Raw genomic sequence first — 14,809 nt, 5'->3', positions numbered from 1 at the left:
CCGTTTTAATTGGTTCTTTTGCGATGTAAAGCGATGTTGGTGAATCACAAAGTACGAGCTTAATGATGTTCGCGATAGTCAGTTTTCGCCGCATCGCTAGGCACATAGTGATACGTGCGAACTTTGAACTCGATATTGAAAGCGGGATTGTTCATCATCTTGATGATTTCGGCCCCTGCCATTAAAGTAGGGCCATAACCATGCAAGGCCTCGACGCTCGTTGGGCGGTGATAGTAGTAGGCATGATCACTCGCAAATGTGGTGCCGACGCAAATGCCTTCGACTTCACCTTTGCTGGTGATACGCGTCGATAAACCTGCCCAGCCTGCTTGGGCAATCGAGCCCCAAGTACTAGGGCTGATCCAACCCTGATTCACTGCGTGCGCGATTACATAAACAAACATCGCGCTAGCCGAGGTTTCGAGGTAGGAATCGTGTCTATCGATCATTTGATGCCATAGCCCTTGGCCTGACTGCTGTTCCGCGATTCCCTTCAAACTAGCGCGTAGTTGAGCCAATACTTTGCTGTAGCCTGGATGAGACTTCGGCAACACGTCCAATAGATCTGACATTGCTAGTACAGCCCAACCATTCGCGCGCGCCCAATAGAAGCGTGGCGCGTCGGGATTATTCTCGTTCCAGCCGTGGGTATATAAATTATTTTGTGAATTGAACATGTACTGCGACATCTGCAAGACATTGCGTACCGCATCATCGTAGTAGCTGACGTTGCCAGTAAGGTGGCCTAATTCCGCAAGAGCAGGTACTCCCATATACATATCGTCCGCCCATAGAGAAACGGCTTGTGGACGCTTGCGTGCCAAAGTGCCATCCGCTAATCGGAATTGCTGACGGGAGACCCAATTTCCGCAGACTTGAATCATGTGATTTAGATCTGGTCCTACTTGGGCAAAGCGCGCACGAATTAAGGCAGCGCACATCGCACCGCTGTCGTCTAGAGAACGCGGATCAAGAAAGCGAGAGAAGCTATTAGCGCGCTCTAAATGGAATTGTTCCTCTTGGGCTTTGAAGTAGGGCATGGTGTCGGCAAAGAACCGGAAATGACGTTCAGTCATGGCCGTAAACCTCGCATCTTGTGTGGCAGCCCGCGCTTTTAGCAAACCAGAATGGACTAAACCCATTTCATACGTCATGACGCCATAGTCCCCTTTGCTTGGTTCGAAAATGGCTTCTTTAATTGGGTTCTTAAAATCAGTGATTGTCGCCCCAGTCGTTTTATGGATCACACGTGTCGGCGTGGTCGACTCAAGGTAAGTGCGAATGCGATGTAAGGCTTCAGCGACTTCTTTGACGACCGGTTTTTTATAGGGGATAGGATAAGTGCCTTCGCCTTTATCCGCGAGATTAGGATTATCTGGATTGCGAAACTGGGGCTGCTGCGTGGCGTGGGCGCCAGCGCTCGCGGCCAAAACCAAAGTCAAAACGCTCATGCCAATCAAAGTGCGGTGAAGTACACGGGAAAATGGTGCGAGTTTCATAGCTATCCTGTCCTTGTTCTTTCTTTGTTTGCAGCATGCAATCAGAAGTGTGATGCAGTGTAAACGATTCGGTATGTTTGGTAAATGTGGTCAGGCCATTTTAATGTGGTAAGACCAAAACAGCAATGTGGACTAGCCGAATGTGGTATTTTTGCGGAAGAATATTTTCAAATATGCATGCTTATTTTGCGCATAAGTTGAATTTAGACGTGACGACGTCTGCACTTATTGTCAGCGGTGGGTGGCAGCAATCGAGAGAGGTTTGGCGAGTGCGGTAAAGCCGTCTGCGCAGGTCGGATGGGTACTTAGCTGCTGTTTTTTGAGAAAAACGGGGGGAGTGGGCCTAGTGTTGCCCACTCATTTTAGCCGCGAGAGAAGGTGCGACTGACGCGATCTAGATGGGCACGCATCGCTTGTTTGGCACCATTGGCATCATGTGCCGCAATTGCTTCGAGGATGGCGCGGTGGTCAAGCAGAGTTTGTTTGCGCAACTCTTCTGTTTGAAAATGTTCTTTTAACTTATGCCACAAACTTCCGCGTTGATTCCATAAATACTCGATCACGCCCACCAACGCACTATTGCCAGTAGCACGGGCAATCGCAAGGTGGAAATTGCGATCCGCCATTTCATTTTCATTACGGTTGTCGTGGTGTCTTTCCATTTCGAGGACCGCTTTCAAAATCGCATCAATAGCGGAATCAGTCGCATTTTTTGCTGCAATCGCTGCTACTTCAGACTCAATTAAGCGACGAGCCGAGAGAACTTCGAACGGACCAGGCCCGACCTCTTCCATATCGGAGTCGGCTTTCGCTTGTTCGCTCACATACACGCCTGAACCACCACGTACTTCGACGATGCCGCCCAATTCAAGCGCGATTAATGCTTCGCGCAAAGACGCTCGGCTGACATTCAATTTGGTGGCAAGGTCACGCTCAGACGGCAAACGTTCACCGGCGGCGATATTTTCATCCTTGATTAACTGTTGAATGCGTCCAGAGACAATGCGATAAAGGCGCGGTTCTGGGGTGATCGTTTCTAATGCTGCTGCTACTTTTTTCATTGAATACGCGGAAAAGGGAGACTAAAACGACTTGGCTTCATCGAGCAAATTAGTGCAAGGCAAGCCCAAGAAGGACGATCTATTCTAAATTGGTCTGTCCAATGTCGCAAGCAAAGTGGGGCTCATGCAGCTGGAATCGGCCCCCGGGCATGCGAAGTACAACGTTTTCGCCTCTAAAGTTACCGAATACCTGCATGCGCAAGGATGACAGCTCGACGTCGCGAGGTCCAGCAAGCGACATCGCTGGTATCGTGTGGCGTTCTAACATCAAGTCAAGACTTTCGCGTTGACGCCATTTACCTATTTATTAATTCCGCATAGTATGCCAACACCGAATGAGGACGAGGAGACTTGAATGCCGAAGATCAGCCCAGGTTTTGGTTGGATACCCGATGAGCTCGATTACCGTGATCATCGTTTCAATGCAGATCCTGCATTGCTGCGACAACTGCCACAGAAAATTGATTTGCGCCCGCATTGCCCACCCGTCTTTAATCAAGGTGAAAAGATCGGTAGTTGTACCGCTAATGCGGTCTGTAATGCCTTTCGCTATAATCTCATCCGCCAAGGTAGCGAGCAACGATTCATGCCTTCGCGCTTGTTTTTGCATTACAACGCCCGCGCGCTCGTTGGTAAGCAGAGACAAAATCATGGCGCACAAATTCGTGATGCAATGAAGAGTTTGTCTAAGCAAGGTGTGTGTCGCGAATCGGCGTGGCCTTATGTTGCGAAACATTATGCGAAACGCCCGCCAGCCGAGGCTTATACTCAAGCGCTCGACCACCAAAGCGTGTGGTATCAGCGTGTACCTCATGAGTTGTTGGAGCTTAAAGCCTGCTTAGCGGAAGGTTATCCATTTGTATTTGGCGTGACCTTGTATGAAGCCTTCGATTCGGCTCAGGTCGCTAAAACAGGCAATCTTCCTATGCCCAAGAAAAAAGAGAAGTCCATAGGCGGTCATGCGGTTTTGGCGGTGGGCTATGATGACCGTACGCAGCGTTTTATCGTGATGAATTCTTGGGGCCCCGATTGGGGTAAGAAGGGCTACTTCACGATTCCCTACGAATATGTGTGCTCGCAGCGCCTAGCTTCAGATTTTTGGACCTTGCGCATGGTCGAAGCTTAATACGCATTCGCTGAGTCGGTGAGCTTAGGATGAATCAGCGCTAAGTGTGGTGCTTAGCGCTGATTGTTTGATTACTTCTTGGCTTGTAATTGCTTCGCTACTTTTTCTACATCCGCCATCACACGCAATAAATTGCCACTCCACAGTTTGGCGATTTGTTCTTCAGTGTAACCGCGGCGCACTAATTCCAACGTAACGTTGAAGGTTTCGCTAGCATCGTTCCATCCATCAATACCGCCACCACCGTCGAAGTCAGAAGAAATGCCAACATGGTCGATGCCGATTTTCTTCACGGCGTAGTCAATATGGTTCACCAAGTCTTTTACAGTAGCTCGGGTTGGTGCTGGATATTTGGCGTCGATCTCGTCTAAGCGCTTAAAGATTTGTTCGCGCAACTCTTCACTCATTCCAGCTGGTGTGGTGCGGCGAACACCTACCAAAGAAACCGTTTCACCTAACTTGAATTCGGTGCGCAAGGCAGCGAACGCCGCCCGACGATCGGCGCTATCGGTTTTCAAATATGTATTGAAAGCCACGATTTGCACAACACCATTATTCGCTTTTAAGGCCAGCAATTGTTCATCATCGAGATTGCGGCTAGCATCGGCCAGGGCACGCACTGCGGAGTGCGAAGCAATGATAGGCGCTTTAGTGATCTGTAAAGATTGCATCATCGATTCTTTCGATGGATGCGAAATGTCGACCATGATACCAACACGGTTCATTTCAACGATGACTTGTTTGCCTAAAGGTGATAAGCCATTCCATTTCCAACCAATGACTTCACCGGTATTGGAGTCAGATAACTGACTATGTCCTTGATGTGCCAAGGACATATAACGTGCGCCCCGGTCGTAGAATTCTTTGACGCGTTTGACTGCCGTTTTTTCATCACCAAGTGGATAAGCATTTTCAACGCCAATCAATGCGACCTTTTTTCCTTTGGCGTGAATCTTGACGACATCATCCGCAGTGCGCGCGAATTCAATCAGATTCGGTGCCAATACGGTAGTCATACGATGAATCGCTTCGAAACTATTGATGGCGGTGTCGTAGGCGCGTTTGTAGCCCACAGCAGTGAAAGCTTCTGCATCGGTTGCTTGATTGGTGTACACAATGAAGAACGAGGCATCTAAACCACCCTTGATCATTTTGGGTAAGTTCACTTGGTTCTCTAATTCTTGAGAATAGTTGCGCGAAAATCCAAAATTGTTAACGTCGATATCATTGTGCGTATCGAGGGTGATCACCCGTTGATGTATTCCTTTGGCTTTGGCGACGTACTGTTCTTCGCTCATTGGTTTGGCGACGGCATTCGCAGTTGTTTTGTGCGTTTGTGTGGCCAGTGCAGTGGGCGCTTGAAAGGCGGCAGTCAGCGCGACAACTAAAGCGAGAGGCAATAAAGAGGGGCGATGCGTAGGTTTCATGGGAGATCCTTTTGGCAAAAAGAGAGAGGCCTGTATCCAAGCATTACGCTAACAGGTTTCAGTCAAGATCGGCAGCTTTCCACTGAATTTTGTTGGGGTATGTTTGGTTTCGGGTTTTCTGACTCAAATTCGCGGCAAAAGGTTCCCGCGCAAAGATAACTCTATGCCGTGGTTTCAGTGCTCACCAGATCCCAATTATCTTCATCATCATAACGGCACATCCAGTTCACCGCTTGATGCCATTCACGTACGAGGTCAGCGTCGATGTTGCCAGGGCTAGGTTTGTGGTTGAGATAAGCATGGCGTACCGCCCAATGTAAGCGATAGAGTAAATCGGACCAGTCCATGATGGCGTCTTTGCGACGCATTTTCACGTTCGAGGGGAAAGTGGGCGCAGCGGCGTGTTCATCGATTTGCGTCGGAAAACAAGCGAGCATCTGGCTGATATCGCAGGGTTTCGTTCCTAGATCAATTTTCGGCACTAGGCCCGCACACCAAGCTAAGAACGCAAAAGCGTGACGTCGCCATTGCATTTCAGGGATGTCTTCACTCAAGAATTGCACTTCTTGCGCTGACAGTCGCTCGAATAATTGATGCCGTTGTAAGTATGCGGCCACTTGCTCTTTGGTATGAGTTTCGATCGCATGGCCCACGGCCCAGAGGGCGATGAGACGATGGTGCAGTTCTTTCTCGCTGCGCAAAGTGACTTCGTCATCTGCTTCGATCACGTGTAGCTGCACATTAATGCGTATACCGCGTTTGTGCAGTTGGAGTTCGGAAGCTTCTTTGCGTAATTCAGGGGTCATAGGGCTACTATTTTCTTCAATTTCTATCAGTCGCGGGCATTATGACATGCTCACATCGTCCTACCAAGTTTGCAGCGATTGCGGCTTGTTATTACACGCAGCTATGGCTGACGGCAACTCGCCCACATGCTAGACTTCACGCTTCACTATTTTGCTCAAGAATAATCATCATGAATGTTGTCATTCTCGCTGCTGGCATGGGTAAGCGCATGCAGTCTAATTTACCTAAAGTGTTGCATCCGATCGCAGGTAAAGCCATGCTCAAACATGTGATCGACACCGCACGCTCATTGAGCAATGACGGCGCAGCATCCAAAATATGTGTGATTTATGGCCACGGCGGAGAGCAAGTGCGCGAAGCAGTTGCTGCAGATGATATTGCTTTTGCTAAGCAAGAGCCGCAACTTGGTACTGGGCATGCCGTCGCACAAGCGATTCCGCATCTCGACGATGCAGTACCTACCTTGATTTTGTATGGCGATGTGCCACTGACGCGCGCTTCGAGTTTGCAGCGCTTGGTACAAGCCGCAGCGAACAATCAATTAGCGATTTTGACGGCGCAGATGGCAGACCCAACGGGCCTCGGGCGCATCATTCGTGAAAATGGAAAGATTCGTCGTATCGTTGAGCAAAAAGACGCGAACGAAGCTGAACGCGCTGTCACCGAAATTAATACCGGCATTATGGTCGCGCCAACAGCCTCGCTCAAAAAATGGTTGAGCGGTCTTTCCAATAACAATGCGCAAGGCGAATACTATTTGACAGATATCGTCGCCGCTGCAGTGGCCGATGGCGTTGAAGTGACATCAGCACAGCCTGACGCTATTTGGGAAACGCTAGGCGTGAATAGTAAGGTGCAGTTAGCAGAATTAGAGCGTCTGCATCAGAAGAATATTGCGCTGAGCTTATTGGAGCAAGGCGTGACTTTGCTCGACCCGGCGCGTATCGATGTGCGTGGCACATTGCAATGCGGACGCGATGTCAGCATCGATGTCGGCTGCGTTTTTGAAGGAAGTGTTGTGATCGAAGATGGCGCCAAAATCGGTGCGCATTGCGTCATCAAAAATGCGCGTATTGGCGCTGGTAGCGATATCAAAGCTTTCTGCCATATCGAGGATGCAGTGGTCGGTGCAAAAGGGCAGATCGGCCCTTATGCGCGTTTGCGTCCAGGTGCTGAGTTGGGTGAAGACGTTCATATCGGCAATTTTGTTGAAATTAAAAATAGCCAAATTGCGGCGCATAGCAAGGCTAATCACCTGGCATACATTGGTGATGCCACTGTTGGTAGTCGCGTCAATATTGGTGCAGGTACCATCACTTGCAATTACGATGGTGTCAATAAATTTCGCACCATCATTGAAGACGATGCCTTTATCGGTAGTGATAGTCAGTTGATTGCGCCGGTACGCGTAGGTAAGGGGGCGACTTTGGGAGCGGGTACCACGCTCAGCAAAGATGCACCAGAAGGTAAGCTCACGGTTTCACGCGCTAAACAGCTAACGATAGACGGCTGGCAGCGTCCAGTGAAAATCAAGAAATAAGTTTGGTTCAGAGAAAACAGCAGGTGCTAGCGCCTTCTTAGGCTAGTACCTGATATGTTTGGAGAGAATCTGGGGATGGGCGTTTCGCCCCGGGGAGGCGCAAACCGGTGTTCCGGTTGGCTCTATTTGCGGTCTTTGCCCCAAAATAAGGGGGCTAACTCTGACTCTCGCGAATACAGCAATTGCGCCTATGGACTTCACTAAATGGTGCTGTAGTGATCAGCCTACTTCTTCAACAATACTGCATAACTACTACTGCATTACTTCAAAACTACATTTTTACTGCTTGTTTCTCGCTTCTGCTTTGAGACTTTCAAAAGCGTAAATCTCAATGACAATTCGACGATTAGCCTTGTGTGTCGATCACATAGTTTGTCAACAAAGCGGCAACAGCAACTAAAGTAGCGATCAATTGGAGAGCGATAAATTCCATGATATTTCCTTTTCAAAATTAAATTAAAAACATTTTCAAAACACTATTTACTTGTCGCGAAGTGTTTTTCAAACTGCATCACTTGCGACAGGTGGAATCATAGCGAATCGATAAATATAAATATAATTTTGATTTCCAATACCATCCATTCATAAAATGTATATCTTGTCATCGTCAAGAAATAATGTGAACTTTTGCATCTGAAAACAACAGGTTTGGCGTATAAATTTCGGAAAATTGCCTGTTCTTACGGCCTTTGCTTAGTTTTTTAGGCTGAAAATTATTTTTCTTGTGTTGATGAAAGAGATTTGTCTTGCATCAAAGTATCTTTATTTCCAATTGGAGTAGGGCTTGCAGGTGAATGGACTGCTTGAAATGCTTTATCGAAAGTAAATCTGGAGTGTGCATTTCAATTGGGTGTTAGCTCAAGGAAAGTGCCGTTTCAAACTTACTACGATGAATAGAGAAGAAGCTACGCACATTGCGCACATTGGCTTGGTTCGCAAACAGGCGATGAGCGAGTGCGTGGTATGCCGCCATATCGGCCACTTGTATCATCAGTACAAAATCAGGCCCAGGTGAAACGCGATAGCACTGCTGCACGGCGACTTCTTTTGCCACCAGTTGCTCGAAGGCGATTTGATGTTCGGTGGCCTGATGATCAAGCGTGATCTCAACGATAGCAGTCAAACCGGCGCCAACCTGTTCTGGCGCCAAGATTGCCACTTGTTTGGCAATTACGCCTGCTTTCACTAGGCGCGCCACTCGGCGCAGGCAAGTGGGGGCTGAAGCGTGCACCAGGTTCGCTAGCTCTTGATTACTGAGTGCATTATTGACCTGCAGTTGCTGCAGAATGCGTTTGTCTAATTCATCTAGTGTAGTCATCTTGCGCAATAAATCGTTAAATAATTAGAGTAAATGAAATAAAAATTCATTTAAGATCATCGATTACGAATACTGCCATTCTTCTGTGTATTTTGAAAGAAAATTTCATTCAATATGGAATAGCATGAGGCCTTCAAATCATTGTTTCTCTTCAAGCAGAGGTCTCTATGTGTGGCATCGTCGGCGCAGTAGCACAACGCAACATCACTCCTATTTTGTTAGAAGGCCTAAAACGCCTTGAATACCGTGGCTATGACTCCTGCGGCGTGGCTTTGCATGTCGATGGCAAACTGCAGCGCTCACGTAGTACTTCACGTGTGGCCGAGTTGCAAGCGCAAGTCGAACAAACAGGCTTGAGCGGCTTTACGGGCATTGCTCATACGCGTTGGGCCACGCATGGTGCACCGTCGTCTGCCAATGCGCACCCTCACTTTTCTCGCAATGGCGACAACGCTCGCATCGCCCTCGTGCATAACGGCATTATCGAAAATCACGAAGAACTACGTGCCGAGTTGACGCAAGCGGGCTATGTGTTTGAAAGCCAAACCGACACCGAAGTCATCGCGCATTTGGTCGACCATTTATATAACGGTGATTTATTCGACACTGTGCAACAAGCGGTGAAGCGCTTAACCGGTGCCTATGCGATTGCCGTTTTCTGCCGCGACGAGCCACATCGTGTGGTCGGCGCGCGTCAAGGCTCCCCCTTAATCGTTGGCATCGGCAAAGGTGAAAACTTCCTCGCTTCTGATGCGATGGCGTTAGCAGGCACCACAGATCAAATCATTTATCTCGAAGAAGGTGACGTCGTTGATTTGCAATTGCAACGCGTGTGGATCGCGGATGTGAATGGCAAACAAGTTGAACGTGAAGTGCGTACCGTGCATGCGCACACCGGTGCGGCAGAGTTGGGTCCCTATCGCCACTACATGCAAAAAGAAATTTTCGAACAAGCACGCGCTTTGGGCGATACCTTAGAAGGCATCACGAATATCATGCCCGAGCTGTTTGGTGACAAAGCCTATCGCGTGTTTCAAGAGATCGATAACGTCTTAATCCTCGCGTGCGGTACCAGCTACTACGCTGGCATGACGGCAAAATATTGGATAGAGTCCATCGCCAAAATTCCAGTGAATGTGGAAATCGCGAGCGAATACCGCTATCGCGACAGCGTGCCGAATCCTAAGAGTTTGGTGGTCACTATTTCACAAAGTGGCGAAACGGCAGACACTTTAGCTGCACTGAAACACGCACGCGAACTTGGCATGCCGCATAGCCTAACGATCTGCAATGTCTCGACCAGCGCCATGGTGCGTGAATGCGAGCTGGCCTATATCACACGTGCCGGTGTGGAAGTCGGCGTGGCATCGACCAAAGCCTTCACCACGCAACTCGCAGCCTTATTTTTGTTGGCACTGACACTCGCGCAAAGCAAAGGTCGTTTGAGCGAAACGCAAGAACAAGATCACATCAAAGCACTTCGTCATTTGCCAGTCGCCATCACCGCCGTGCTCGCACTCGAACCTCAAATCATCGCCTGGGCAGATGAATTTGCGCGTAAAGAAAATGCCTTGTTCTTAGGCCGCGGCCTGCATTACCCCATCGCACTCGAAGGTGCATTAAAGCTCAAAGAGATTTCCTACATCCACGCCGAAGCTTACCCAGCAGGCGAACTCAAGCACGGCCCACTCGCATTGGTCACCAAAGACATGCCAGTAGTGACCGTTGCACCGAACGACACACTCATCGAAAAACTCAAATCGAACATGCAAGAAGTTCGTGCTCGCGGCGGTGAGCTTTACGTCTTCGCCGACGCCGACTCCCGCATCGCCCCAAGCGAAGGCGTGCATGTGATTCGCCTACCAGAACACTACGGCATGCTGTCACCGATCTTACACACGGTGCCATTGCAATTACTGGCGTATCACACGGCTTTAGCGCGCGGCACCGACGTCGACAAGCCTCGAAATTTGGCGAAGAGCGTTACAGTCGAATAAGTTCGGCTGGTACAAAACAGGATCAAAACTGGTCATCGAAGCAAGCTTTGATGTTCCCTCTGTTATACCTTTTGTGAGGCAGGTATAACAAAAAGGAGCAAGGCCTGGCGCGGGTTTTGAGAGGCTTGGAACTTTGTTTATGAAAAATCAATAATGTGTTAACTTCGGTTTCTTTCACTTTAAAACAAGTTGCACTAGTCCCGCTGCGCGGGAGGACGCGTAAAGCGCCGGCTGACTGGTTCTTTGCGTTAAGAGAGGTGACCAATGGCCAGTACATTGCAGCGTCTTTTTCAGCGCCATTTCTCACAGTTGGCTGATACTGAACGCTTACCGCCGCATTGGTATCGGGCTGCGAATAAACTTTCTCGCTGTCGTACTGCTGCATTAGGTGGCCATGTGCAGGCTTGCCCTCAAGGCCATGTTGAACGGGTCTGGTATAACTCCTGTAAGCATCGTAGTTGTCCACAATGTAAAGGCCTGCAAATGGCGCGTTGGTTGCAGCAACAGCGCGAGCGCTTACTGCATTGCCCGCACCATCACATCATCTTTACCATCCCCCATGAATTGAACTCGCTGTGGCAACTCAATACCGCCGCGATGATGGAATTGCTGTTTCAGTGCGCTAGTCAATGTCTGCAAGAATTACTCAACGATGAGCGACGACTTGCTGGTGCTGAACCGGGCTATGTCTTGTCACTGCATACTTGGGGGCGCTCCCTCTCTTTGCATCCGCACTTGCATTGTTTGCTCACTGATGGTGGTATCTCTGATGCTGGTTGGCAGCACCCCAAAGGCAGTTGTCTGTTACCTGCACGGGTACTGATGGCTAAATTTCGCGGTAAATTGCTCGCGTTGTTGCGACGTGCCATCGAGCGGCAAACGTTGCGCCTACCCGATGATGTGAGTCCTGAGCGCATGCATTCGTGCTTGAACCATCTGTTTCGGAAGAAGTGGAATGTGCGTATTGAAACCCGTTACGATCACGGTCAGGGCTTGGTGCAGTATTTAGCGCGCTACGTACGGGGAGGTCCATTGCATGATGGTCAGATTCGGCTCACGAATCAGCAGGTTAATTTTACGTATACACCGCATCGTGATAGCGCTACTGCGTATCGCTCGGTTTGCGCGGCTCACACGCCGGAACGTTTTCTGAAACTGGTGTTGCAACACGTACCCGAACCCGGCAAACACACGGTGCGCAGTTATGGTTTGTACGCGCCGCGTAAAACAGCACGATTGAATTTGGCACGTACCGTGTTCCGTCAAGCGCCCATCACCAAGATTGAACCATTGACGTGGCAAGCGTATTACGCGCAACACGTCACGCGACCCACCGCGCATGTGTGTACTGTTTGCGGCGCGCATATCAGCCATGTCCGTAACATCGCTCCGCATCATGATCCACCACGACCGCGCCCATTAGGAGGTCAACATGTGTAGCACATTGTTGATTCGTGCTTGTCTCAACTCGTCTCAACTTCCACGTTTATCGCGTTTTCATTGTCATCAGATAATATTGTTCCAATGCTCGCCAACTATCGCCCACTATCGCCCACTTTGTCGTCAACATTTTTTTAATTTTAAGAATAAATCAGATTGCTTCTCGTTCTGATAACTCTTAAAATCTCCATAACTAATTTACAACCAGCTGTAGACGCGCCGTGCAACAAGGCATTGGTAGCGGACACCGCTACGCGGTTCCCCCTTCGGGGTGCCGCACAACTAAAACGTTAGGTTTTTAAATGAAGCGAAGATTAATCAGCTTTTTTAAATTGCTATTGATGTTTTTGGCACTAATTGCCCTTGTAAATTCCACGCGTAACGTTGTTAGCCCTTGGAAAGGGGAAGATGCGGCAAGAGCGCATATGCAGAACTATCTACCGCTAGCAATTGGTGGATCATTTGTAGGTTGGGAAATACAAAGTCAAAGTTATCTTTTAATTCCTCTATCGTTTTCCAATCCTAAAATGCTTTTTGTTGAAGAGATGGAAGATGGAAGTTTCACTGTCGAATCGGATCAAATCTCATTCTGGCTATTTGGAGCATTCATCGCTTATGGATGGTATTTAATGATTATCTCGGTAAGTGAGTTTGTGCGTGCTAATAGGAAGCTCGGTCGTGGTGCCACTAAAACCTAACATGGCTTTCGAAAATGACCCGCGAATATGCGTTTTTTAAATTTTACTGATTGGCGCGCGCCTTTCAAATCAGCGTTAGGCCGCATGAACGAACATCTGATGTCACGCCCGGCTTTCCCTAGCTCCCCTGAGAAGAGGCAGGAGTCACGCGATGCGCACAAGGTGTTGCGCCTCCTTGCAGGGATGCTTAAGCCATTTGGGTTCCAGTGCACAAAGCCCACATTCTTCACCCGCACTGGTCCGTACGTCATCGAGTTCGTTCACGTCCACAAGTACACTTTTGCTGCCTCGTTCCGAATCCATTTTGGTTTGCGCGTCAGGTCTGACGAGTTTCCTGCAGCCGGTCTAAATGGTCCATGCACTGACGGGATTCCTGATCGGGAGTCGCCCGGTCTCAGGCTCCAAAATTTCGACTTCACTGCGGACGAAGTTAGCTGGAAGCGATGTGCGGACCTCATGCTTCAGTGCATAACCAACGAAGGGCTCAGTTGGTTCGCCTCCATGGACAACCCAACGGCTCTCTTGTCTTCGGGGTCGCCACTCACGCAGCACGCTCAACTCGCATTGCAGCGCGAAGTCGAGTCTCCGAACTGCGTACAAATTTCAGCAGCCACACAGCGAGCGCTGAATGTGGCCTAACCCCTCGGTCAATTGCTGTCGCGCCGCAGCCCCGTACCTCCAACATTAAACATCCTCATGAATAAACCGATTCGTATGGTCGCCTGGCTCGAAATACTCTCAGGCGTGTTCATGCTTGGCGATATAACTGCGGCCTTTTTCTCATCGGATGGCACGGGTGCTGTTACTCTTAGAACGGGTGCGCTTATCGCACTTGGAACCCTGGGCCTATTGGCAGGTATTGCGCTGTTGCGAGCCAGTAAATTCGCCTGGTCTGGTTCGATTGTTGTTCAACTTTTACAAATACCAGTCTTCTTTGTCGGCACTCTCTTGTATCGGCCGGGATTGGGTGTGTTTGTGCCCTTGGGGGCTGATATGTCGGACAAGGGCAGTGCCTCGGCACTTTACGAGTTCAGTATTGGGATTGATTTTATGGTTTCGCACGGCGCCGTTCATGGCCAACAATATGTCGCGGTAAATGCTGTAGCGCTAGCGTGCTTGGTAATATTATTACTTAATCGACCTGCTGTTCGAACGCGCGTCTAACGTGGCATTCGAGTTCGCGACACTTCGTTCCAATGGATGCGCTGGCTTGAGCCACTCAATTCAAGCTTAAAGTTGAGCTTCGTGCAAAAGAGGAAATGGTGAGATTTCCAATCGAGGGGCTCAGCAGAGAACGTGACTTTCGAGTGCAGCGCTCCTCCAACGAGGAGTGTAAGAGGATCTTGAAGGTGGCGTCTATGCGTATCCTAGGAGAACTAGCTAGCTCAATTTTTAGCCTGAGATGCATCAGCGTTCCTCCGCGCGGTTGTCATTTCATTTGCACGGCCTGGGAAATTCTTTTTGTATTTTAGATTGTGCTTAATGTCATCTGCTTATCAATCCTGTGAGTCCTTCGATATTGGCCGCATAGGTTAGTGTGAATCTTAGTGGCCCGCATCGATATCTGATCGGCCTTTGATCGCGATGCTAACCGTAATCCTGTTTCGTACTCTCAATCAAGCCCTTTGGTTTAGAGCGATTCTTTTCTTCATTGCCAGGTGACTTCTCGCCTGCTGTATGTGGCGTAACACAATTGTATTTCGGTTGCGTGTTGACTCTCATCCTAGCTGCCGGTGCAATCAATCTTGTTTCGGCGAGCTTGGCATCTAGTTCTTCCAGTAATGGTAGTTCACCATTTTCTTCGGTCTCCATGGAGGTGGGGACAGCTCTTGCTTGTTTTCATTGTGGGTGCGATGAATGTTGTAAGTATGTACGCGGAATCGACCTCGTCATTCA

Annotated in this window: 12 protein-coding genes; 6 read left to right on the top strand and 6 right to left on the bottom strand. The window is 49.1% G+C overall.

Annotation, left to right across the window (positions count from 1 at the left end; translation table 11 throughout):
- Positions 1-59 precede the first annotated feature (59 nt).
- Positions 60-1,499, bottom strand: a complete 1,440-nt coding sequence (locus tag H8K36_RS07505; protein ID WP_230404312.1) for a glycoside hydrolase family 88/105 protein — start codon at positions 1,497-1,499, stop codon at positions 60-62.
- 362 nt (positions 1,500-1,861) lie between these two features.
- Entirely contained in the window at positions 1,862-2,560 is a 699-nt protein-coding gene (locus H8K36_RS07500) for a FadR/GntR family transcriptional regulator (RefSeq protein WP_186914281.1), read from the bottom strand.
- Between the two features lie 355 nt (positions 2,561-2,915).
- Here H8K36_RS07500 and H8K36_RS07495 point away from each other — a divergent pair, with 355 nt between their 5' ends.
- Complete coding sequence (locus tag H8K36_RS07495; RefSeq protein WP_186914283.1) at positions 2,916-3,686, top strand: C1 family peptidase; 771 nt, start codon at positions 2,916-2,918, stop codon at positions 3,684-3,686.
- A 71-nt stretch (positions 3,687-3,757) separates the two neighbouring features.
- Here H8K36_RS07495 and H8K36_RS07490 read toward each other — a convergent pair whose 3' ends face one another.
- Positions 3,758-5,113 carry a dipeptidase gene (locus H8K36_RS07490; protein ID WP_222611130.1) on the bottom strand — a complete coding sequence of 452 codons (1,356 nt, stop codon included), beginning with the start codon at positions 5,111-5,113 and terminating at the stop codon, positions 3,758-3,760.
- Between the two features lie 161 nt (positions 5,114-5,274).
- Positions 5,275-5,919: a DUF4272 domain-containing protein gene (locus H8K36_RS07485; protein WP_186914285.1), complete on the bottom strand. Its 645-nt coding sequence runs from the start codon at positions 5,917-5,919 to the stop codon at positions 5,275-5,277.
- A gap of 170 nt (positions 5,920-6,089) precedes the next feature.
- Here H8K36_RS07485 and glmU point away from each other — a divergent pair, with 170 nt between their 5' ends.
- The gene (glmU, locus tag H8K36_RS07480; RefSeq protein ID WP_186914287.1) at positions 6,090-7,460 is read left to right on the top strand and encodes a bifunctional UDP-N-acetylglucosamine diphosphorylase/glucosamine-1-phosphate N-acetyltransferase GlmU; all 1,371 of its coding nucleotides are present in this window, start codon (positions 6,090-6,092) and stop codon (positions 7,458-7,460) included.
- A gap of 853 nt (positions 7,461-8,313) precedes the next feature.
- On the opposite strand, the gene H8K36_RS07475 is transcribed toward glmU, so the two are convergent.
- Entirely contained in the window at positions 8,314-8,778 is a 465-nt protein-coding gene (locus H8K36_RS07475; protein ID WP_186914289.1) for an Lrp/AsnC family transcriptional regulator, read from the bottom strand.
- 167 nt (positions 8,779-8,945) lie between these two features.
- Between H8K36_RS07475 and glmS the strand changes: the two genes are divergently transcribed.
- The 4 genes from glmS (at position 8,946) to H8K36_RS07455 (ending at position 14,077) form a co-directional block, all read left to right on the top strand.
- A complete protein-coding gene (gene glmS, locus H8K36_RS07470) occupies positions 8,946-10,775 on the top strand; it encodes a glutamine--fructose-6-phosphate transaminase (isomerizing) (RefSeq protein ID WP_186914291.1) in 1,830 nt (609 codons plus the stop codon).
- A 264-nt stretch (positions 10,776-11,039) separates the two neighbouring features.
- Positions 11,040-12,215, top strand: coding sequence for an IS91 family transposase (locus tag H8K36_RS07465; protein ID WP_186914293.1), 1,176 nt, complete (start codon positions 11,040-11,042; stop codon positions 12,213-12,215).
- Positions 12,216-12,517: 302 nt separating this feature from the next.
- Positions 12,518-12,913 carry a hypothetical protein gene (locus tag H8K36_RS07460; protein ID WP_186914295.1) on the top strand — a complete coding sequence of 132 codons (396 nt, stop codon included), beginning with the start codon at positions 12,518-12,520 and terminating at the stop codon, positions 12,911-12,913.
- Between the two features lie 696 nt (positions 12,914-13,609).
- Positions 13,610-14,077, top strand: a complete 468-nt coding sequence (locus H8K36_RS07455; protein WP_186914297.1) for a hypothetical protein — start codon at positions 13,610-13,612, stop codon at positions 14,075-14,077.
- 423 nt (positions 14,078-14,500) lie between these two features.
- Here the strand turns inward: H8K36_RS07455 and H8K36_RS07450 are convergent, their stop codons facing one another.
- Positions 14,501-14,725: a hypothetical protein gene (locus tag H8K36_RS07450; protein WP_186914299.1), complete on the bottom strand. Its 225-nt coding sequence runs from the start codon at positions 14,723-14,725 to the stop codon at positions 14,501-14,503.
- Between the last annotated feature and the right edge of the window lie 84 nt (positions 14,726-14,809).

The organism is Affinundibacterium nitidum (assembly GCF_014284155.1).
Classification (GTDB): Bacteria; Pseudomonadota; Gammaproteobacteria; order Burkholderiales; family Burkholderiaceae_D; genus Undibacterium; species Undibacterium nitidum.
This window is presented reverse-complemented; position numbering and strand designations above follow the sequence as displayed.